Here is a 20,041-nt window from a genome sequence, read left to right as displayed (position 1 = left end):
CTTAACATGGGTTTATGACAATTAATAGATATTTTTTAGCTTTGTTCCTTTTGATTTAGTTATTTTTTTTCACAATATATATCAGAAAAATTATATATATTATTTCATGTAACTTTTTAGCTAAATAGTTGGGTTTTGGCATCCTATTTGCTAATATTTATAGCCTTTTTTTGCGATATGAATAAAACGGAAATGAGTGATAACCACGGTCAAGCGCATATTATTGATGCCATGGGTAAACCCTGTCCGATGCCGCTCCTGATGTTAAAGCGTGCATTAAAAGCAGATCAGGGCAAAACATTCTTGTTAAAGTCATCAGATCCATATAGTCAAACTGATGTTACACGGTATTGCCAAATGCATCAGTTAAAATGCGAATCTCAACAGATTTCTGCAACCGAGTATCACTACCTGATTGAATCTTAAAAATTTTCAATTAAACTGGATGCTCTCCATACTCGTATAAAAGTTTACATTTCTCTACCCAAATATCCATTATTTGAGGAGAGTTTGGATTAAGATAGAACCTAGTTAAGGGTTAAATCCCCCGCACTTCAAGGAGAACACATGAGTGACAGCCGCAATCAATTGATGCCCCTGTCATTATCGGCGCCAGGTGTCAATCTTGGTGCTTATATTAGCACTGTCAATCAAATTCCTATTTTAACGGCCGAACAAGAAAAAGAGTTGGCCGAACGCTATTACTACGACCAAGACCTGGACGCAGCAAAAATGCTGGTCATGTCCCATTTGCGTTTCGTAGTCCATATTGCACGTAGTTATGCGGGTTATGGCCTGCCTCAAGGCGACCTGATTCAGGAAGGCAACCTTGGCCTGATGAAAGCCGTTAAGCGTTTTGACCCTAGTATGGGCGTACGTCTGGTGTCATTTGCGGTGCACTGGATCAAAGCTGAAATTCATGAATATGTAATTCGTAACTGGCGTATTGTCAAAATTGCGACCACTAAAGCGCAACGTAAACTGTTCTTCAATTTACGTAGCCTGAAAAAGTCTTCTAAAAAGTTAACGCTTGAAGAAGCTCAGTCGATTGCCAATGACCTGAATGTAACACCAGAACAGGTACTGGAAATGGAAGGCCGATTGACGGCTTATGATGCAGCATTTGAAGCATCAGGTGACGATGATGATGAAAATTCAACTCACGTTGCTCCAGCACTATATCTGGAAGACAACCGTTATGACCCGGCACGTCTGATTGAAAATGAGGACTATGAGGAACAAAGCACCTCTGCCCTGCATGAAGCGATGGAACAGCTAGATGACCGTTCCCGTAATATCTTGCAGCGTCGCTGGCTGGATGATGAAAAGTCAACCTTGCATGAACTGGCAGCTGAATATAATGTTTCCGCCGAACGTATCCGTCAGCTTGAAAAGAATGCAATGGAAAAAATCAAAGTGGCAATGTCTTCAAACTGACGTGTTGAATTAATAAGCTACTAATCTTAGAAAAGCCTTCATATATGAAGGCTTTTTTGTCTTTTAATGCCGTGTTTCAGCCTTGGCTTTTATGCTAAGGTTAAGCGCAAACTTTATTGGGAAGATCAATTCAAATGTGGATTGCGATTTCAGCACTTAATCTTGCGCTTGCAGTCATGCTCGGTGCATTTGGTGCCCATGGTTTAAAGACTCGAGCGACTGAAGCACAGTTGGCCTGGTGGCAAACGGCCACAGATTATTTCTTCTACCATGCTCTTGGCTTACTTATTCTGGCAGTGATCAGCCGAGTGATTTCTGAATTGCCAATCAAATGGAGTTTTCTCCTGATTCAGGCGGGAATTTTCCTGTTCTGTGGCTCACTCTATATCATGGCACTGGGTCTGCCGCGCGGTTTAGGTGCAATTACGCCAATTGGTGGTGCCTTAATGATTGCTGGCTGGTTAATTCTGGCCTGGAATGCCGTAAAATACCTCAAATAGGTCTGATGCTTTAATCAATAATCATGGAGGGTTGCCAAGATGCTGGTGTATATCAATGGCGAACAACAAGAAACTCAATGCAAGAACCTGCTGGAACTGGTTCAAAGTCTGGCGCTTGAGGGTAAGCGCTTTGCAGTTGAGGTCAATGAAATGATTATTTCTAAAAGCAGATTGGGTGAAACGCCCATTTGCGAAGCGGACAAAATAGAAATTATTCACGCAGTCGGTGGCGGCTAATAACACTTGGAACAATTATGCAAGATTTATTACAGATCGGTTCACGCCAATTCCAGTCTCGTCTTTTAGTAGGCACAGGCAAATATAAAGATTTAAATGAAACAGATCAGGCCATTCAGGCCAGCGGTGCAGAAATTGTAACGGTTGCTATTCGCCGGGTGAATATTGGCCAGCATCCGGACCAACCAAACCTGCTTTCAGTGGTTCCACCAGAAAAATACACCATTTTGCCAAATACTGCGGGCTGTTTTGATGCCAATAGCGCAGTACGTACCTGTATGCTGGCACGTGAACTACTGGATGGTCATAACCTGGTAAAACTTGAAGTACTGGGCGATGAAAAGACCCTTTATCCAAATATTACCGAGACCTTGAAAGCAGCGCGTACCCTGATTGATGACGGTTTTGAAATCATGGTCTATACCTCAGATGATCCGATTGTGGCACAAGAACTGGAAAGTATGGGCTGCGTAGCAATCATGCCTTTGGGTAGCCTGATCGGTTCTGGCCTTGGGATTCTGAATCCGCATACCATTTCAATCATTAAAGAAAATGCCAAAGTCCCTGTGCTGGTCGATGCGGGTGTCGGTACAGCCAGTGATGCAGCGATTGCCATGGAACTGGGCTGTGACGGCGTACTGATGAATACGGCGATTGCAGCAGCACAAAATCCGGTCTTGATGGCCTCTGCGATGCGTAAGGCAGTTGAAGCAGGTCGTGAAGCATTTCTTGCCGGACGTATGCCACGCAAACGCATGGCCAATGCCAGCTCACCTGAAACCGGTTATTTCTTTAAATAATAATCGAGGCTAGAGGCCCAAAAAATTATTTAAATCATGTCGATCTGTTCAGGAGTTTCTAGCAAACTCCTGAACTTTTAAATTTAGATACCCAGGTCAACTTTGAAAATTAAATATTAAAAATTCACGTCTTGATTTGGATTATTTCAAATAGAAAGTTAATATCTAATAGTTGAATTTATAAAAAGCTTTACAGTTCACCATAAATACCTATTCATTATTCAAAGAGATGACTTAACCTTGTTGGTTAAACTTATCACTCAGCTTTGACCATCAATAAAATTATAAATAAAAGGAATTTAAACCGATGCTTCATCAAATCAAACTGCCTTTCCTATTTAGCACCCTGCTGTGTATAGCATTTACACAAAGTGCATGTGCAACACCTCAGATAGGCAGTTCTCTAAATTCAAACTATCAATCTTTTGTTCCGAAAAACTGGAAAATTTTAGAAAAAGCGCAAGGTGATTTAAATCAGGACGGTCAAGCGGACCTCGCACTGATTATTGAAGATACTAATCCCGAAAACTTTGTTGCAAATGCAGGTGTAGGTAATGATGTTCTGAATATAAACAAACGAAAACTTTTGATTTTATTCAAGCAGGCAAATGGTTATCAGCTTGCAGCTAGCAATACTACTTTGCCAACCGAAGGTGATGTAGAGTCGCCTTGCCTCACTGATCCACTTGGTGAATCCGAAGCTTTAAGCATTCAAAAAGGTGTACTTCGGGTTCATTTACATTACTGGCTAAGTTGTGGTTCATGGTATGTCACCAATCATACTTATACATTCCGATACCAAAATAATGCTTTTAAGCTGATCGGCTATGATGTAGATGATTTTCACCGTGCTTCGGGTGAGAGTACAGCACGAAGCATTAACTTTTTAACAGGCAAGGTAAAAACTACAACAGATGAAAATGAATTTGCAGAACAGCCTCAACCTGCCAAAGTTCAATGGTCCACCTTAAAACACCGCTACGCACTGAAACTTGAACAGGTTCAATTTAATCAGCCACAAGAGTTCGAATAAAATTAAATATTACAAACTCTTTCAAACTGAGAATTACAGCTTAAAGTGCTTCTAAAATTCGAATCTTTACACTCGCAACCGCACCTTTAGTGGCTTTAGCATGTTGCTGCATATTTACACTATGCATGTGGGTTTCCAGATGCTGAATACTTTCCCATTTTTCAAACATCATGATTGAAAAAGGCACTTTGGTCTGTAATCGGCTCTCAATCTCTAGATGATCAATATAGACATCATAAAGATGACAGCCTGGCTCTTGTAATACCTGTGCGCGGATGTTGTTAAATGAATCCAGCACTGTTTTCATATCTTGTTCCGAATGACAGATGATTTCAGCAATAACGGTTAGCATGGTCATATCTCCTGATTAAGCAAAAATTTGAGTTAAATGTTCACGATACTGTGCGATATACGCTTCAACTTCAGGGGCTTTAATTACATCATTCACAATAAATGTCGGTAAAGCTTGCATCCCCAGGAATTGGTTGGCTTTATGAAAAGGTAGGTAAACGCCATCTACACCCACGCCATGAAAAAACTGCTCGGTATCTGTAAACGCATCCATCGGTGCATTCCAGGTAAGAGATAACATATAGTTTTTATCGTGAATCAGGCCACCTGAGCCATATTTTTTTGAAGCATCTGAACGTGAGCGACCATCATTTGCATACAGGCTGCCATGCCCTTCGGTAAAAACATCATCAATATACTTTTTCACTGGCCACGGCGCACCCATCCACCAGCCTGGCATTTGGTAAATGACCGTATCTGCCCAAAGGTATTTTTCTACTTCTGCTTTTGCATCATATTCATTGTCAGCACGAGTTACCTGAACCTGATGCCCCAGCTTTGTTAATACTTCTTGAGCCAGTTCGGCCAAAGTATCATTTAACTGACCATTTGAGTGGGCAAAAGCTTTTGCGCCATTAATTAATAAAATATTTTTCATGGAAAGAACCTGAAACCAAAAATTTATGCAGACACTATATGGACTCTGCTTATTGCTAAAAAGCAGTGATTTTGCAAATCATTATTGACTAAATATCAACAATTACTTTGGAAGCAATAAAAAAAGCGCCTTATGACGCTTTTTCAAAATTTTAGTATTAAGGAATCAAACCTTCATCACGCATTGCAATCTGTACAGACTGACGTTCTGCAACCTTATTACGGATATGAATAATATTTTTATATGGACTCAGATTATGTTCAATCTGGTTCGACCAGTTGGTCAGAACAAACAGGTAAGCATCTGCCGGACCGAAATTATCGTCGACCAGATAATCATTGTCCGATTCACCAATCGCCTTATCGATATAACTCAATAAACGGTCAATTTCTGCATAGGCTTTTTCTTTGGCTTCATCTGATAATTTTCCAGTGAAGAATACAGCATAAGCATCATGCAACTCTGAGTTGAGATAACCTAACCACTCCAGCACTTTGGCACGTCCCATGCCAGAAGGTGGAATCAGATCTTGTTTTGGATCGTGTTGAGCAAGAAACGGTAAAATTGCAACATTTTCTGTAAGAATTAAACCCGGATTAATTTCTAATGCTGGTACATAACCCTTCGGGTTAATTTCGTAATAATCTGCACCTTTTTCTGTTTTATGGGTTTTTAAGTCAACACGTTCCAAATCAAAATCGACATTAATTTCATTTAAAATAATATGAGCTGCCAAAGAGCACGCGCCTGGCGAATAGTAAAGCTTCATTTCTGATCCTTGTTATACACTTCTCAATGTTTTAAATCGCTTCTGACAAACTTTCAAGTGATCAAACCTGTAAATTGCAAAAAAGCGTAACTGTGATTCAGCACAGTTACATATTCAATATTGAGGAATTTACAGGTTTTTGCAAGTCAATCTTGTGTAGATTTTTATCTGTATCTGTTTAAGATACGCAGGTTCTCAAAATTTAGATGATATTTCGTGATTAACCTGAAAAAAGAAGAATGGTTTTCCAATATCCGGACTGATGTACTGGCAGGTTTGGTGGTTGGACTCGCCCTGATTCCTGAATCTATTGCCTTTTCTGCGATTGCCGGTGTCGATCCGCAAGTCGGCTTATATGCCTCTTTCTGTATTGCCGTGTCCATTGCCTTTTTCGGTGGTCGTCCTGCCATGATTTCTGCGGCTACAGGTGCAATGGCACTATTGATGATTACGCTGGTCAAGGATCATGGCTTGCAATACCTGCTTGCAGCCACGATTCTGACCGGAATCATTCAGGTGATTGCGGGCTTTTTTAAAGTTGCCAAGCTGATGCGTTTTGTGTCGCAGGCTGTGGTATATGGTTTCTTGAATGCCCTCGCGATCCTGATTTTTGTGGCACAAATCCCGGAAATTCACCGGATGGACAGTACGGCTTATCTGTTCATTTTAGTAGGTTTGGCAATTATCTATCTGTTTCCTTATATCCCGAAAATCGGTAAAGCGATTCCATCGCCTCTGATCTGTATCGTCGTACTGAGCGCACTTGCGTTATTGCTTGGTGCAGATATGCGTACTGTGAGCGATCTGGGACAGTTTCCAGATACCTTGCCAGTCTTTCTTCTTCCAGAAATTCCACTGAATCTGGAAACTTTGCAGATTATCCTGCCTTATTCCTTTACTCTAGCCACTGTAGGTCTGCTTGAAAGTATGATGACGACTACAGTGATTGATGAAGTGACTGGAACTGAAGGTGACCGACATCAGGAATGTCGTGGTCAGGGTATGGCCAATATTGTCAGCGGTTTTATGGGCGGAATGGCCGGTTGTGCCATGATTGGCCAGTCGATTATCAATGTCTCATCAGGTGCTCGTACACGTTTATCGACATTAGTTGCTGGCGTATTTTTACTGTGTCTGGTGGTCTTCCTGAAAGACTGGCTGGCTTATATTCCTATGGCAGCACTGGTAGCTATTATGATTATGGTATCATTTACCACCTTCCAGTGGGGTGCAATCAAACAGTTTGGCAAGCATCCGCTAGAATTTAATACCGTGATGATTGCAGTGATAATTGTCGTGCTTGCTACTCATAATCTGGCGCTCGGTGTATTTGTCGGTGTATTGCTCTCTGCTCTGTTCTTTATTAATAAGCTGGAAAGAACTGTACATGTCTCGACTTATTTGCATAAGCCTAATTCACGTAGCTATATAATTTCTGGTCAGATTTTTTTCAGTAGTACAGAAAAGTTCTACCAGTTTTTTGATTTTAAGGAAAAGCTAGATCATGTTGAGCTAGATCTGACGCATGCACATATCTGGGATGTAACTTCAGTAAATATGCTCAATAACGTCATCCAGAAGTTTAAAGCCCAAGGCATAGACGTGACTGTAATTGGTTTAAATGAAGCCAGTAGCACTTTGATCGATCGTTTTAGTACCTGATCAAGCTTGATCTATAAAAGAGCCAACTGGCTCTTTTATTTTGTCTGAGATCTCTGGCTCGATTTTTATGGAGAAATACCGAGAAAAGTTTGACTTGCACCGCTCAGGACTTAAAATACCGCATTCTGAATTTTTAGATTTGCCAAAATTATGTCGAACGATCAATTAGACCAGCAAGTCGTGGAGCTGGACAATTTAAGCGAGCACCGTGAAATTGTGACGTTTATGCGCCGCTCAGCGCCATTAAATACCTCTCAACGTACTGCGCTTGAACAATATGGTCACTTAATTTTGGAATATCCGGTAGGTGATTTGCGTCAGCATTTTGAACACCCTGAACGTCCGCTGACTGTCGAAATCGGTTTTGGTATGGGCCGCTCTCTGGTTCTCATGGCGAAAGCGAATCCAGAGCGTAACTTTGTCGGAATCGAAGTGCATGTACCGGGTATTGCGCAGTGCGTGTATGAAGCAGGTATGGCTGGCGTGACGAACTTACGTGTACTGGATGCTGATGCGATTCAGGTACTTCGTGAAATGCCAGACAATAGCATCAACACCGTTCAGCTGTATTTCCCTGATCCATGGCAGAAAAAACGTCACTTTAAACGCCGTTTTGTATCTCATGACCGCATGCCATTGGTTGAGCAAAAACTGGAACTTGGCGGTACTTTCCATGCTGCAACAGACTGGGAACCGTATGCTGAGTGGATGCTGGAAGTTCTGGAAGAACGTCCACGTTTAGAAAACCTGGCGGGTAAAGGAAACAGCTACCCTCGTCCTGAATGGCGCCCACAGACCAAATTTGAACGTCGCGGGATCGAAGCTGGCCACAAGATTAATGACTTTATCTTTAAGAAAATTTCTTAATATCTATAAGTCTAAAAAGCGCTGATTATTCAGCGCTTTTTTATTAGCTCTGATGGCGTTCTAAAATCTGCTGGCTGAGTAATCTATATACATCTGCCAAGTCTTGTCGCTGAGACTGCTCTAGCATCTGCTGATGCATATTCAGAATATTCTGATCACCACGCATCGCAGGTCCAGTCTGCCCCGGGCGTGGATCATTTTGCGTCGCTTTATGGGCTGTTTCCAGAATCAATGGATAAAGCAGGCTAAAGTCTACCTGCTGTGCATCTACTACCTGCTTGGCCATGTCATAACAGTAGTTGCTAAAATTGCAGGCAAACACTGCAGCCAGATGCAAGCTCAAACGTTGGTCCGAACTATATTGATAAACTCGTTTGCTTAGGCTATTTGCTAAATGAGTTAAGATTTCTTGATCTTCTGGCTCAGACGCTTCAATAAATAAAGGCGTATTTTCCCAGTCAATTTCACGTTCCAGACTAAAGGTTTGCAATGGATAAAAGACGCCAGACTTTGCATGTACATCTGCTAGAACATTCAGGTGAGAACTGCCTGAAGTATGGACAATCAGCACATCTTGCAAGTAAAAATAGACTTGTCTGATGACCTCAGCAATTGATTGATCACTCACGGCAATGATCATCAAGTCTATATCCTGATTCAGATTTTCAGGTTGAGCGATGGCTTGCGCTTTAAATTGATCAGCCAGTTGCTGTGCTTTATCCAGAGTCCGGCTGTAGATCTGTACAATTTCATGTTGTGCTGACAATGCATGGGCAAGATGATAAGCCACTCGCCCTGCCCCAATAATACTAATCCGCATTCATCAATATTCCTGAACCATTGCGCACAGCATGCCAATAAAAAAAGGATGAATCAATTCATCCTTTTGCTTTTAAATCAGTTTTAGAATTTTCGTAAGGTCAGAATCTGTTCACTGCGACCGAAAGGCCCGTGAATATCATGCAGCACACCGCTGGTGAGACCAATCCCATCTTCACCATACTGTTGCACCACTTCCAGCCCCAGCCATTCACCTTGCGGCAGACGGTGCATATGAATCTGCAAATCCAGATTCGGGAATCCCCAGCCCGCATTTGGATCCTGACGTGGCACAATGCCATTCGCGGTATCGACCATACCGAGTAAACGACTAAAATCTGTAGTCGGTTGTCCTTCTACCATATCCAATGAATTTCTGAGCCAGACAATGCCTTTGCCTGCACGATGATCAGGATGTGCACGGGTTTCAATACTTTGAATATAACCGCCCGGCCAGCAACTCATACCCTCCCAAACCGGTAAAAACTCAGGGCTTTCAATCGGAAAATCTTCGATACCTGCAATGGCCCGGCTATCCGAAGTCAGCATCCTCCAGGCACGAGCAACGATACAGGTTTTTCCATTGGCACACATTTCCGCCTCAATCAGTTCAATAGTTTTGCCAGGACGGATCATGCGTGTAGTAATAGAAAATTCACCAAATGCAATCAACCCAAAAATATCCAGTCCAACCCGGCCAATGCGCATTTCTGATCTAGGCTGAAACTGTTCTAGTTCAACACATAGAATACCGGTTGCTGGCGCCATGTGCTGTTCATGAGGATTCCACGCACCTTGAGCATGAATATTGGAACGATAATAGGCAGTATTACTGCCATCTGTATGCTGCTCGCGCTGGATCAAACTATAATATGCTGACATTATTCTTAAACTTCCTTGATTATTCTCTTAAACTTTAAAATTCATATAAAGTTTCATGATCTTTATTTTCTGAGTAAAAAACCATAATAATTCATGATTTGACTATAAATTTTGCGCTGTTTAAATCCGACTTTTGTTAAAAGTTCATTTGAATCTTCTACTGAAATCAGGAAAAAGTCCTGCTGCAATCTGGCCAGCATATTTTCGCTTTGCTGCACACTAAGTCCGGTTTGCTGTGCCATTTTTTGCATTACCTTTAATTCATTCTCATCTTCTGGTTGCATCAGATCATAGGTCAATCCGATCCCGCCAGCTTTAAGGCTCTGATAGATAGCCTGAAAAAAATCAGATTTCTGAGGTTCAGGAATAAAATGGACGACTAAAATAGCGAGTGCAGCATCGAATGAATTTTGTTGATCCAGTTCCTGAGTGGTGCACTGTATAAACTGAACTCGTTGTTCAGCGCCAATAGAAGCCAGCTGCTTCCTTGCCTGCTCAAGCATTGCAGCGGAAGGATCAATCGCAGTAAATGTCCAGTTTGGATGCTGTTGCAATAAATAAGATAGTTCATAACCAGTTCCGCAACCCACAATCAGGATATGTGCATTTTCTGGAAGCTCAGTACTGAGTATTGCTTCAATCTGTTGATGCACCAGTTCATAGCCAGGAATCAGTTTACGGATATGATCATCATAACTGGCGACCACCACTTCACTGTGAAAGTTTTTTGCCATCTGTTTACTCTGATTTATATAGAAATAGATTTTTATCTATTAAAAGAAATTGCTAAATACATGACCTCAATTTGCAAGATGGATTCTTCTTCCATTGTGCAGGTGCTTCGTTACTTTGACTGGGCAAAGTAACCAAACCCCTCTGTTTCATTGATATGGCATCCTTGCCATACAATGAAACGGCGGCATCCATGCCGCCAGGTCATCTGATCAAATACTATTTAAACTTAGCTTTAATTAATTTAAGCAATCTCTTTTAAATTTAATTCTTCACGCATAAATTCACGCAACTTGAACTTCTGTGCCTTACCTGAAGCCGTCATTGGAAATTCATGGAAGAAACGCACATAACGCGGCACTTTATTGTGAGAAATATGCTCGGCACAATACTGGCGGATGGCTTCTTCGGTACATGGATCATTCTCATGCAGGATAATGCAGGCACAAAGCTCTTCACCATATTTATGGTCTGGCACGCCAATCACCTGCACATCCGACACCGCTGGATGGGTATAAAGGAAATCTTCAATTTCTTTCGGGAACAGGTTTTCACCGCCACGAATGACCACATCCTTGATACGTCCCTTAATTTTGACAAAACCTTCATCATCCATTTCAGCAATATCACCGGTATGCATCCAGCGTGCTGCATCAATCACTTCCTGCGTCTTGTCCTGGTCCTCCCAATAACCGAGCATCACGGAATAACCACGCACACACAGTTCACCCAATTGACCGCGCGGCACCACCTTACCATTTTCATCGACAATTTTCACTTCCAGATGCGGATGGACACGGCCAACTGTACTGACACGACGTTCAACACTGTCTTCAGTAGAACTCTGGGCACTTACCGGAGCAGTTTCAGTCATGCCATAACAGATGGTAATTTCGGACATATGCATCCGCTCAATCACGCGCTGCATAATTTCCTGCGGACACGGGCTACCCGCCATAATGCCGGTACGCAGACTGGATAGATCAAATTCGTCAAACTGCTCATGTTCCAGTACGGCAATAAACATGGTCGGTACGCCATAAGCTGCCGTACATTTTTCCTGCTGAATGGCTTTTAAGGTTTCCAGCGGATTAAATACGGCAGATGGATAAATCATGGCTGAACCATGGGTAATACAGGCCAGATTGCCCATTACCATGCCAAAGCAGTGGAATAGTGGAACAGAAATACAGACACGGTCTTCTGGACTTAAGTGAATCGCCTCACCGACAAAGTAACCATTATTTAAAATATTGTTATGGGTCAGCATTGTACCCTTAGGGTTACCTGTAGTTCCCGAAGTAAACTGGATATTGATAGTTTCATCGAACTGCAAATCAGTGGAGATCTGTTGCAGCTGTTCCAGCTCTTGAGCACTTGGTGTAGGCATTAAATCCTGAAAACGATGAATGCCAGTATGCTGCTGCTCATCAATTTTAATGACATGCTTTAAATGTGGGAGACGCTCTGCATTCAGTAATTTATTTTCAGCCTGTTTTAATTCAGGCGCAATTTTGGTCAGGATTTCCTGATAGTCCGTGGTTTTAAACTGCGATGCAATGACCAGTCCCTTACAGGACACTTTATTCAGGACATATTCCAGCTCATTGCTTTTATAGGCCGGATTCAGGTTAACCAGAATAATGCCTGCCTTGAAAGCTGCGAACTGGGTAATAGTCCATTCCACACAGTTCGGCGACCAGATCGCCAGACGGTCACCTTTTTGCATACCCAATTTCAGCAGCTGACAGGCAAAGGCATTGACCTGATCCTGTAGCTGCCGATAACTCAGGCGTATGTTCTGATGCATACTGACAACTGCATCGCGATCTGCATATTGTTCGCAAGCCTGATCAAATTTTTCACCAATCGTCATACCCAATAAAGGCTGGCTGCTGGTTCCATAGGCATAGCTTAACCGTACTTGTGTCATTGAATCGATCTCCTTGATTCTTTGTAATTCTGATTTTCAACTTTACTAATTGTTTTATGACCACGACGACCTTGTCTATGTGCCTGTTTTTGTGCGTCTATGCTGCTGAATTTCCCTCCTGTCGATGTACTGCGTTAACACAAAAATCGGCAATCTGTTTGACAAAGTGATCCTTGTAGTTCTGATCAAACATTACATTACGGGACGGATTTAAAGGTTCAATCACGACAAAGGTCATGGCACCGACCACACCCAAAGCTGCCGTATTTAAATCTTCAAACTCGAACTCTCCATTCACCTTTCCTTCGGCCAGGATTTCCTTAATGCTTTGTTTAAGCAGCTGTTTACTGCGAAAACGCTCATGTTCCATTTCCGGATCAACCGGTTCAAACATAAGTGAATACGCCAACTGGGGGCTATTCATGGCACGTTTCACAAAAGTTGTAACAGATTTTTGCAATTTCAGTTTTGGCGACAAATCCGACCCGGCAATGGAAACAAGAATTCCAACTTCGTGCTGAATCGCTGCCGACAAAACCTCAATCAAAATCTGGCTTTTGTTTTCAAAATATCGATATACCAGCCCTGTAGAAACGCCTGCGCGTTCTGCAATCGCCTGAATCGACGCCTCTTTAAAGCCCCCTTGAGTAATCAGTTCACGAGCAGACTGTAAAATCGACAAACGATTTTGTTCCATTCGTTCCTGCATCAGTGATGATCTTTTATAACTCATAATCTTATTCTCAACCAGATAAAATGAATTGTAAATCATTTTGTGAATATAGGTTCACTTTTTTAATTTTTCGTTGTATGTTAAAAAAACAAGCACAACAAAAATGCTTTTGGACACAACAAATATAATCTCAGGATGGATGAAGAATGAATTTACAAAGCTTAGATTTCGGTTTGGATGAAACTCTTATTGCGCTTCGTGATTCAGTGGCCGCTTTTTGCGCCAAGGAAATTGCCCCAATTGCCCAGCAAGTTGACCGTGACAATGAATTCCCGGCTCACCTCTGGAAAAAATTTGGTGATATGGGCCTACTTGGTTTAACGGTCAGTGAAGAATATGGCGGTACCAATCTGGGGTATCTGGCCCATATTATTGCCATGCAAGAAATTTCCCGTGCTTCAGCATCCATTGGTTTGTCCTATGGCGCCCATTCTAACCTATGTGTTAACCAAATTAAGCGAAATGGTAATGAAGAACAAAAACAGCGTTACCTGCCAAAACTGATTTCTGGCGAATATGTTGGTGCATTGGCAATGTCTGAGCCGAATGCCGGATCAGATGTAGTCAGCATGAAACTGAAAGCTGAAGATAAAGGCGATCATTATCTACTCAATGGTTCCAAGATGTGGATCACTAACGGTGGTGATGCCGATGTACTTGTCGTCTATGCCAAAACCGATTTACAAGCTGGTGCCAAAGGCATGACTGCTTTTCTGGTTGAGAAAAATATGCCAGGTTTTAGTCACGGCACTCATTTAGACAAATTGGGCATGCGTGGTTCGAATACTTATCCCCTGTTTTTTGACAATGTTGAAGTTCCGAAAGAAAACGTGCTTGGCGGTGTCGGCAATGGAACCAAAGTGCTGATGAGCGGTCTGGACTATGAACGTGCGGTTCTCAGTGCTGGTCCATTGGGCATTATGGATGCCTGCATGGATACCGTGATTCCTTATATTCATGACCGCAAGCAGTTTGGTCAGGCACTGGGTGAATTCCAGTTGATGCAAGGCAAAATTGCTGACATGTACTCTACCTGGCTGGCATGTAAGGCACTGGTTTATGCGGTCGGCGCTGAATGTGACAAGGCCGATCATAGCCGTAGCCTGCGTAAAGATGCTGCCAGTGCCATTTTATATGCCGCTGAAAAAGCCACCTGGATGGCGGGTGAAACCATTCAGACCCTAGGTGGGAACGGTTATATCAATGAATTTGCTGCAGGCCGTTTATGGCGCGATGCCAAACTCTATGAAATTGGCGCCGGAACTTCCGAAATCCGCCGCATGCTCATTGGCCGTGAGCTCTTCAACGAAACAGCCTAAACATTAACACTTAGAATAAAACAAGGATGTTCGTCATGAATCAGTTACAGAGCAAAATCAATATACGTAGTGAAGAGTTTAAGACCAACCAGGCTGCCATGCTGCAACTGGTGGATGACCTGAAACAGAAAGTAGAAAAAATTGCCTTGGGTGGCGGAGAAACTGCCCGTCAGAAACATCTGGATCGCGGCAAATTACTGCCGCGTGAACGGATTAATCATTTAATTGATCCAGGCACGGCTTTTCTGGAAATCGGTCAACTGGCTGCCTATCAGGTTTATCAGGATGATGTTCCTGCAGCAGGTGTAGTCGCTGGTGTGGGTCAGGTGAATGGCGTAACCTGCATGATCGTGGCCAATGATGCCACAGTCAAAGGCGGTACTTATTATCCACTTACGGTGAAAAAGCATTTACGAGCCCAGGAAATTGCCGAGCAGAATCATTTGCCATGTATTTATCTGGTCGATTCTGGTGGTGCTTATCTGCCTTTACAGGATGAAGTATTCCCGGATCGTGATCACTTCGGTCGTATCTTTTACAATCAGGCACGTATGTCGAGTCTGGGTATTGCCCAGATTGCAGTGGTAATGGGTAGCTGTACGGCAGGTGGTGCTTATGTGCCAGCGATGTCAGATGAAACCATTATTGTGCGTAATCAAGGCACGATTTTCCTCGGCGGCCCTCCTCTGGTGAAAGCGGCAACCGGTGAAGTGGTTTCTAGTGAAGACTTAGGTGGTGGTGATGTACATACCCGTTTATCTGGGGTTGCCGATCATCTGGCAGAAAATGATGAACACGCAATTGCCATTGCCCGCAACATTGTGGCGAACCTGAATAAAAAGCCAAATAAAACTGCAGATGAAATTGAAGCACCGCGTTTTGACAGTTCAGAGCTGTATGGCATTGTGCCAAGCGATGCACGTAAACCGTTTGATATCCGTGAAGTGATTGCGCGTATTGTCGACGGTTCACGCTTTGACGAATTCAAGGCACGCTTTGGGACTACCCTGGTCACTGGCTTTGCCAAGCTCTATGGAATGCCAGTTGGAATTATTGCCAACAATGGAATTTTATTCTCTGAGTCTGCGCAAAAAGGCGCGCATTTTATTGAACTATGTACCCAGCGCAATATTCCGCTGATCTTCCTGCAAAACATCACCGGCTTTATGGTGGGTCGTCAGTATGAAAATGAAGGTATTGCTAAAAATGGTGCCAAGCTGGTGATGGCCGTCGCGACAGCCAATGTGCCTAAACTGACTCTGGTGATTGGCGGTTCTTTTGGTGCCGGTAACTATGGCATGTGTGGCCGTGCTTACTCGCCACGCTTTATGTGGACCTGGCCAAACTCGCGTATTTCAGTGATGGGCGGTGAACAGGCCTCTAGCGTATTGTCGACTTTGAAACGCGATCAGATTGAGCAAAAAGGTGGAACCTGGTCAGCTGAAGAAGAAGACCAGTTTAAACAGCCAATTCGTGACCAATATGAACGCCAAGGCCATCCTTATTATGCTTCTGCGCGTTTATGGGATGACGGTGTCATTGATCCAGCGCAATCGCGTGAAGTCCTGGCCCTAAGTCTGGCTGCAGCGATGAATGCACCAATCCAGCCAACCAAATTCGGCGTGTTCCGCATGTAAGAGGTGACAAAAATGGACTATCAATTTTTACAGCTCGAACAGCAGAATCAGGTAGCAACGGTCTGGATTAATCGCGCTGAATTGCACAATGCATTTAATACCCAGGTCATTGAAGAGCTACATGCCTGTTTCCAGTCTTTAAATCAGCGTGATGACGTACGCGTGGTGATTCTGGCAGGCCGAGGCAAAAGCTTCTCTGCGGGTGCAGATCTGAACTGGATGAAACAGGCCGGTCAGGCCTCACAGGCAGACAATGAAGCCGATGCTCTCAAACTGGCAAAAATGTTGCAAAGTCTGGCGACATTAAAACAACCGACGATTGCCCGTGTCCATGGAATTGCTTTTGGCGGCGGTATGGGACTGGCATCCGCTTGTGATATCTGTATCGCCAGCACTGATGCCAAGTTTGCAACGTCTGAAGTACGTTTAGGATTAGCCCCTTCGACCATTAGTCCGTATGTGATTCGTGCGATTGGCGCCCGTCAGGCGTCACGTTATTTCCTGACTGCTGAGCGAATCTCAGCTGAACAGGCGAAAACCATTGGTCTGGCACATGAAGTGACTGCACCAGAACAGCTCGACAGCAAAATTGATGAGATTGTGGAAGCGCTCTTACTCGGTGGACCAGCAGCGCAAAACGCCTCAAAACAGCTGATTCAACTGGTCGATCAACAGGTCCTGACTGAAGATCTGCTGTTTAAAACCGCACAGCATATTGCCCATGTTCGCCAGGGAGATGAGGCGAAAAATGGACTGAATGCATTTTTAAACAAACAAAGCCCGGCCTGGATTAAGACCACGGCATAACAACAAGAAGGATCGTAGGATGTTTGAAAAGATTTTAATTGCCAATCGTGGTGAAATTGCCTGCCGTGTGATTCGTACAGCGAAAAAGTTAGGGATTGCCACCGTTGCCGTATATTCCGATGCCGATGCACAGGCACAGCATGTCAAACTGGCAGATGAAGCCATCCATATTGGTGAATCACCTGCTGCACAAAGTTATTTACAGATTGAACGTATTATTCAGGCAGCAAAAACTACCGGTGCTCAGGCCATTCATCCAGGTTATGGTTTCCTGTCTGAAAATGACCAGTTTGCCCTGGCCTGTCAGGATAACAACATTGTCTTTATTGGTCCGCCAGTGGATGCGATCTTAGCAATGGGTCTGAAAGCGACCTCTAAAGCCTTAATGGAAAAAGCTGGTGTACCTTTAACCCCCGGCTATCATGGTACCAATCAGGATGCCGATTTCTTGAAACAACAAGCTGACAGTATTGGCTATCCAGTACTGATCAAGGCTAGTGCTGGCGGTGGCGGTAAAGGCATGCGACTGGTCGAGCGTAGTGAAGATTTCCTGAGTTCACTCGCTTCCTGTAAAAGCGAAGCACGTTCCAGCTTCGGCAATGAAGATGTGCTGATTGAACGCTATGTCGTGCAGCCACGCCATATTGAAGTTCAGGTCTTTGGTGATACACATGGCAATTATGTGCATCTGTTTGAACGTGATTGCTCCGTGCAGCGTCGTCACCAGAAAGTTCTGGAAGAAGCACCTGCACCTAAAATGCCAGAAGACAAACTTGAGGCGATGCGCCAAGCCGCAATTGATGCTGCACGTGCTGTAAATTATGTCGGTGCCGGTACAGTCGAGTTCATCGTTGAGCAAGACGGTACTGCTTACTTCATGGAAATGAACACCCGTCTGCAGGTTGAGCATCCAGTCACTGAAATGATCACCGGTCAGGATCTGGTGGAATGGCAGTTACGTGTAGCGTTCGGTGAACCTTTACCGAAACAGCAGCATGAATTACAGATACACGGTCATGCACTGGAAGCCCGTGTTTATGCCGAAGAACCAGAAAAAGGTTTTATTCCTGCCATCGGTCAGATCAGCTATTTGCACTATCCAGAACAAAATGACAGCGTGCGTGTGGATAGTGGCATTGTCGAAGGTGATGAAATCAGCACCTATTATGATCCGATGATTGCCAAACTGATTGTTTGGGGCAAAAACCGTGAAGCTGCTTTAACCCAGATGCATCATGCCTTGGGTCAGTTTCATGTCGATGGTCTTGGCAATAACATCGCTTTTCTTGATCGCTTAGTATTATGTGATTCATTTAAAAATGCCCATCTCGATACTGGCCTGATTCAACGTGAAGAAGAGTTCCTACTCAAACCATCTGCTGATATCAGTGCAGAATTAGTGGTCACTGCAGCCTTGGTTGAACTGTTATCGCGTCTGGCTCAAAACCCGACTAGCAATAATCCCGTCTGGCAGCAAAAGGCATTTTGGCGTCTGAATCAGCAAAATAACTACACAATTAAATTACAATGTAATGACGTTTTACGTGTGGTGAGCTTTAAAGCGCTAGAAAATAGTTTCCTGGCAAATTATGAAGGCCAGACACTTACCATCCAGGGTGAGCTGCTTGATCAACACCTACTCCAGTTAAATCTTGCGGGTCAGCAGCAGAAACTGGCATTTAGCCAGACTGAGCATGGCATTACCCTGTTCCAGAATGGTCAAAGCTACAAGTTCAATTATTTGAAAAATGACTTTAATAACCAGGATGAACAAGGGACTGAAAATAACTTGACTGCGCCAATGCCTGGCGTGATTACTCAGGTTCTGGTCGCGGCAAATGACAAAGTGAAAAAAGACGATGTACTGCTGACCTTGGAAGCAATGAAGATCGAATATACCATTCGCGCTCCGCATGATGGCATTATCGCAAACTCATACTTCCAGAAAGGTGATCAGGTTAAAGCCGGTGATGAACTGGTTGAGTTTCAGCCTCTAGCGGAGGAAGTTGCATGACAGATTTCGTTAAAATCGTAGAAGTCGGGCCACGCGATGGCCTGCAAAACGAAAAAACACCTTTAACACTAGATGACCGTAAAAATCTGATTCTGGACCTGATGAAAACAGGTTTGCAGGCGATTGAGGTCGGCTCCTGTGTTTCAGCCAAATGGGTTCCACAGATGGCAGATAGCGATACGCTATTTGCCAGCTTGCCTAAAGATCCGAATATCCAGTTCAGTTTGCTGACGCCAAACATGAAAGGTTTTGAATCAGCGCTGGCTGTGGATTGTAAAGAAGTTGCGGTATTTACCGCAGCTTCTGAAAGCTTTACCCACAAGAATATCAACTGCTCGATTGATGAAAGCTTTGAGAAGTTTGCAGATGTGATGGCAGCTGCCAAAGCAAATGATGTCAAGGTGCGTGGCTATGTCTCTTGTATGGTGGACTGCCCTTATGAAGGTGCAATTGATCCGAAGCAGGTCGTCAAAGTTACACAGCGTCTACTAGACATGGGCTGCTATGAAGTGTCATTAGGTGAAACCATTGGTACGGCAACTCCGGATCGCGTGAAGAACGTCTGGGATGCCTGTCTTTCAGAAATTGATAGTAAAGTGCTAGCCGGTCATTTTCATAATACCTATGGCATGGCCATCGCTAATATTTACCAGTCATTGCTGCAAGGGATTCGGGTATTTGACTCCTCTATTGCCGGTCTCGGTGGCTGTCCTTATGCCAAAGGTGCTTCCGGCAATGTTTCAACTGAAGACCTGTATTACCTGCTCTCCAAGATGGGCTTTGAAACCGGTATTCAACTGGATGCTTTGATGCAGGCCAGCCGTAATATCAGCGAGGTATTACAACGCAATAATCCATCCAATTATGCCAATGCCTATTGGCAAAAAGCCTGTGCTTAAAAACTTGAAATA

Annotated in this window: 21 protein-coding genes; 13 read left to right on the top strand and 8 right to left on the bottom strand. The window is 43.6% G+C overall.

Annotated features, from left to right (window positions below):
- Positions 1–192: 192 nt before the first annotated feature.
- The 6 genes from FTV13_RS11410 to FTV13_RS11385 all read left to right on the top strand — a co-directional run bounded on the left by FTV13_RS11410 (position 193) and on the right by FTV13_RS11385 (position 4,007).
- Positions 193–426, top strand: coding sequence for a sulfurtransferase TusA family protein (locus FTV13_RS11410; RefSeq protein ID WP_180012087.1), 234 nt, complete (start codon positions 193–195; stop codon positions 424–426).
- 141 nt (positions 427–567) lie between these two features.
- Positions 568–1,437, top strand: a complete 870-nt coding sequence (gene rpoH, locus FTV13_RS11405) for an RNA polymerase sigma factor RpoH (RefSeq protein ID WP_004782464.1) — start codon at positions 568–570, stop codon at positions 1,435–1,437.
- A 134-nt stretch (positions 1,438–1,571) separates the two neighbouring features.
- On the top strand, positions 1,572–1,937 hold the full coding sequence (locus FTV13_RS11400; RefSeq protein WP_180012085.1) for a DUF423 domain-containing protein: 366 nt from the start codon (positions 1,572–1,574) through the stop codon (positions 1,935–1,937).
- Positions 1,938–1,976: 39 nt separating this feature from the next.
- Entirely contained in the window at positions 1,977–2,174 is a 198-nt protein-coding gene (gene thiS, locus FTV13_RS11395) for a sulfur carrier protein ThiS (RefSeq protein ID WP_005235073.1), read from the top strand.
- Positions 2,175–2,191: 17 nt separating this feature from the next.
- Complete coding sequence (locus FTV13_RS11390; RefSeq protein ID WP_034702140.1) at positions 2,192–2,974, top strand: thiazole synthase; 783 nt, start codon at positions 2,192–2,194, stop codon at positions 2,972–2,974.
- Between the two features lie 307 nt (positions 2,975–3,281).
- Positions 3,282–4,007, top strand: coding sequence for a hypothetical protein (locus FTV13_RS11385; protein ID WP_180012083.1), 726 nt, complete (start codon positions 3,282–3,284; stop codon positions 4,005–4,007).
- A gap of 40 nt (positions 4,008–4,047) precedes the next feature.
- Here the strand turns inward: FTV13_RS11385 and FTV13_RS11380 are convergent, their stop codons facing one another.
- From FTV13_RS11380 to FTV13_RS11370, 3 genes are all read right to left on the bottom strand, one after another.
- Positions 4,048–4,359, bottom strand: coding sequence for a putative quinol monooxygenase (locus tag FTV13_RS11380; protein ID WP_180012082.1), 312 nt, complete (start codon positions 4,357–4,359; stop codon positions 4,048–4,050).
- Positions 4,360–4,374: 15 nt separating this feature from the next.
- Positions 4,375–4,956, bottom strand: a complete 582-nt coding sequence (locus FTV13_RS11375; protein ID WP_179992280.1) for an NAD(P)H-dependent oxidoreductase — start codon at positions 4,954–4,956, stop codon at positions 4,375–4,377.
- Positions 4,957–5,113: 157 nt separating this feature from the next.
- Complete coding sequence (locus FTV13_RS11370) at positions 5,114–5,725, bottom strand: glutathione binding-like protein (protein ID WP_180012080.1); 612 nt, start codon at positions 5,723–5,725, stop codon at positions 5,114–5,116.
- A gap of 216 nt (positions 5,726–5,941) precedes the next feature.
- On the opposite strand from FTV13_RS11370, the gene FTV13_RS11365 reads away from it, so the two are divergent.
- Together FTV13_RS11365 and trmB are read left to right on the top strand one after the other, a co-directional pair.
- Positions 5,942–7,387, top strand: a complete 1,446-nt coding sequence (locus FTV13_RS11365) for a SulP family inorganic anion transporter (RefSeq protein ID WP_179992279.1) — start codon at positions 5,942–5,944, stop codon at positions 7,385–7,387.
- 150 nt (positions 7,388–7,537) lie between these two features.
- Positions 7,538–8,254: a tRNA (guanosine(46)-N7)-methyltransferase TrmB gene (gene trmB / locus FTV13_RS11360; RefSeq protein WP_004782474.1), complete on the top strand. Its 717-nt coding sequence runs from the start codon at positions 7,538–7,540 to the stop codon at positions 8,252–8,254.
- Positions 8,255–8,297: 43 nt separating this feature from the next.
- Here the strand turns inward: trmB and FTV13_RS11355 are convergent, their stop codons facing one another.
- The 5 genes from FTV13_RS11355 to FTV13_RS11335 all read right to left on the bottom strand — a co-directional run bounded on the left by FTV13_RS11355 (position 8,298) and on the right by FTV13_RS11335 (position 13,353).
- Positions 8,298–9,074 (bottom strand): Rossmann-like and DUF2520 domain-containing protein, encoded by a 777-nt coding sequence (locus FTV13_RS11355; protein ID WP_179992278.1) that lies wholly within the window; start codon positions 9,072–9,074, stop codon positions 8,298–8,300.
- 83 nt (positions 9,075–9,157) lie between these two features.
- Positions 9,158–9,955 (bottom strand): thioesterase family protein, encoded by a 798-nt coding sequence (locus tag FTV13_RS11350; protein WP_179992277.1) that lies wholly within the window; start codon positions 9,953–9,955, stop codon positions 9,158–9,160.
- A gap of 62 nt (positions 9,956–10,017) precedes the next feature.
- On the bottom strand, positions 10,018–10,689 hold the full coding sequence (locus FTV13_RS11345) for a class I SAM-dependent methyltransferase (protein WP_034702126.1): 672 nt from the start codon (positions 10,687–10,689) through the stop codon (positions 10,018–10,020).
- A gap of 242 nt (positions 10,690–10,931) precedes the next feature.
- Positions 10,932–12,620, bottom strand: coding sequence for an AMP-binding protein (locus FTV13_RS11340; RefSeq protein ID WP_004782479.1), 1,689 nt, complete (start codon positions 12,618–12,620; stop codon positions 10,932–10,934).
- 97 nt (positions 12,621–12,717) lie between these two features.
- The gene (locus tag FTV13_RS11335; protein WP_004782481.1) at positions 12,718–13,353 is read right to left on the bottom strand and encodes a TetR/AcrR family transcriptional regulator; all 636 of its coding nucleotides are present in this window, start codon (positions 13,351–13,353) and stop codon (positions 12,718–12,720) included.
- A gap of 146 nt (positions 13,354–13,499) precedes the next feature.
- On the opposite strand from FTV13_RS11335, the gene FTV13_RS11330 reads away from it, so the two are divergent.
- From FTV13_RS11330 to FTV13_RS11310, 5 genes are read left to right on the top strand one after another with little or no spacing between them, the layout of a single operon-like run.
- Positions 13,500–14,672, top strand: coding sequence for an isovaleryl-CoA dehydrogenase (locus tag FTV13_RS11330; protein ID WP_004782484.1), 1,173 nt, complete (start codon positions 13,500–13,502; stop codon positions 14,670–14,672).
- Positions 14,673–14,707: 35 nt separating this feature from the next.
- Complete coding sequence (locus FTV13_RS11325; RefSeq protein WP_004782485.1) at positions 14,708–16,309, top strand: carboxyl transferase domain-containing protein; 1,602 nt, start codon at positions 14,708–14,710, stop codon at positions 16,307–16,309.
- 12 nt (positions 16,310–16,321) lie between these two features.
- On the top strand, positions 16,322–17,116 hold the full coding sequence (locus FTV13_RS11320) for an enoyl-CoA hydratase/isomerase family protein (protein ID WP_004782487.1): 795 nt from the start codon (positions 16,322–16,324) through the stop codon (positions 17,114–17,116).
- A gap of 19 nt (positions 17,117–17,135) precedes the next feature.
- Complete coding sequence (locus FTV13_RS11315) at positions 17,136–19,130, top strand: acetyl/propionyl/methylcrotonyl-CoA carboxylase subunit alpha (RefSeq protein ID WP_179992276.1); 1,995 nt, start codon at positions 17,136–17,138, stop codon at positions 19,128–19,130.
- A complete protein-coding gene (locus FTV13_RS11310) occupies positions 19,127–20,029 on the top strand; it encodes a hydroxymethylglutaryl-CoA lyase (RefSeq protein ID WP_004782490.1) in 903 nt (300 codons plus the stop codon). Before FTV13_RS11315 ends, FTV13_RS11310 begins: the two co-directional genes overlap by 4 nt.
- Positions 20,030–20,041: the final 12 nt, after the last annotated feature.

Source organism: Acinetobacter sp. YH12235, assembly GCF_013417705.1.
Lineage (GTDB): Bacteria > Pseudomonadota > Gammaproteobacteria > Pseudomonadales > Moraxellaceae > Acinetobacter.
This window is presented reverse-complemented; position numbering and strand designations above follow the sequence as displayed.

What these genes read in the sequence shown, in the direction of transcription:
- FTV13_RS11340 (WP_004782479.1), bottom strand. Translation starts at nt 12,620, where the DNA reads ATGACACAAGTACGGTTAAGCTATGCCTATGGAACCAGCAGCCAGCCT.
- FTV13_RS11385 (WP_180012083.1), top strand. Translation starts at nt 3,282, where the DNA reads ATGCTTCATCAAATCAAACTGCCTTTCCTATTTAGCACCCTGCTGTGT.
- rpoH (WP_004782464.1), top strand. Translation starts at nt 568, where the DNA reads ATGAGTGACAGCCGCAATCAATTGATGCCCCTGTCATTATCGGCGCCA.
- FTV13_RS11355 (WP_179992278.1), bottom strand. Translation starts at nt 9,074, where the DNA reads ATGCGGATTAGTATTATTGGGGCAGGGCGAGTGGCTTATCATCTTGCC.
- FTV13_RS11345 (WP_034702126.1), bottom strand. Translation starts at nt 10,689, where the DNA reads ATGGCAAAAAACTTTCACAGTGAAGTGGTGGTCGCCAGTTATGATGAT.
- FTV13_RS11400 (WP_180012085.1), top strand. Translation starts at nt 1,572, where the DNA reads ATGTGGATTGCGATTTCAGCACTTAATCTTGCGCTTGCAGTCATGCTC.
- FTV13_RS11330 (WP_004782484.1), top strand. Translation starts at nt 13,500, where the DNA reads ATGAATTTACAAAGCTTAGATTTCGGTTTGGATGAAACTCTTATTGCG.
- FTV13_RS11335 (WP_004782481.1), bottom strand. Translation starts at nt 13,353, where the DNA reads ATGAGTTATAAAAGATCATCACTGATGCAGGAACGAATGGAACAAAAT.
- FTV13_RS11410 (WP_180012087.1), top strand. Translation starts at nt 193, where the DNA reads ATGAGTGATAACCACGGTCAAGCGCATATTATTGATGCCATGGGTAAA.
- FTV13_RS11310 (WP_004782490.1), top strand. Translation starts at nt 19,127, where the DNA reads ATGACAGATTTCGTTAAAATCGTAGAAGTCGGGCCACGCGATGGCCTG.
- FTV13_RS11380 (WP_180012082.1), bottom strand. Translation starts at nt 4,359, where the DNA reads ATGCTAACCGTTATTGCTGAAATCATCTGTCATTCGGAACAAGATATG.
- FTV13_RS11370 (WP_180012080.1), bottom strand. Translation starts at nt 5,725, where the DNA reads ATGAAGCTTTACTATTCGCCAGGCGCGTGCTCTTTGGCAGCTCATATT.
- thiS (WP_005235073.1), top strand. Translation starts at nt 1,977, where the DNA reads ATGCTGGTGTATATCAATGGCGAACAACAAGAAACTCAATGCAAGAAC.
- FTV13_RS11325 (WP_004782485.1), top strand. Translation starts at nt 14,708, where the DNA reads ATGAATCAGTTACAGAGCAAAATCAATATACGTAGTGAAGAGTTTAAG.
- FTV13_RS11390 (WP_034702140.1), top strand. Translation starts at nt 2,192, where the DNA reads ATGCAAGATTTATTACAGATCGGTTCACGCCAATTCCAGTCTCGTCTT.
- trmB (WP_004782474.1), top strand. Translation starts at nt 7,538, where the DNA reads ATGTCGAACGATCAATTAGACCAGCAAGTCGTGGAGCTGGACAATTTA.
- FTV13_RS11315 (WP_179992276.1), top strand. Translation starts at nt 17,136, where the DNA reads ATGTTTGAAAAGATTTTAATTGCCAATCGTGGTGAAATTGCCTGCCGT.
- FTV13_RS11350 (WP_179992277.1), bottom strand. Translation starts at nt 9,955, where the DNA reads ATGTCAGCATATTATAGTTTGATCCAGCGCGAGCAGCATACAGATGGC.
- FTV13_RS11375 (WP_179992280.1), bottom strand. Translation starts at nt 4,956, where the DNA reads ATGAAAAATATTTTATTAATTAATGGCGCAAAAGCTTTTGCCCACTCA.
- FTV13_RS11320 (WP_004782487.1), top strand. Translation starts at nt 16,322, where the DNA reads ATGGACTATCAATTTTTACAGCTCGAACAGCAGAATCAGGTAGCAACG.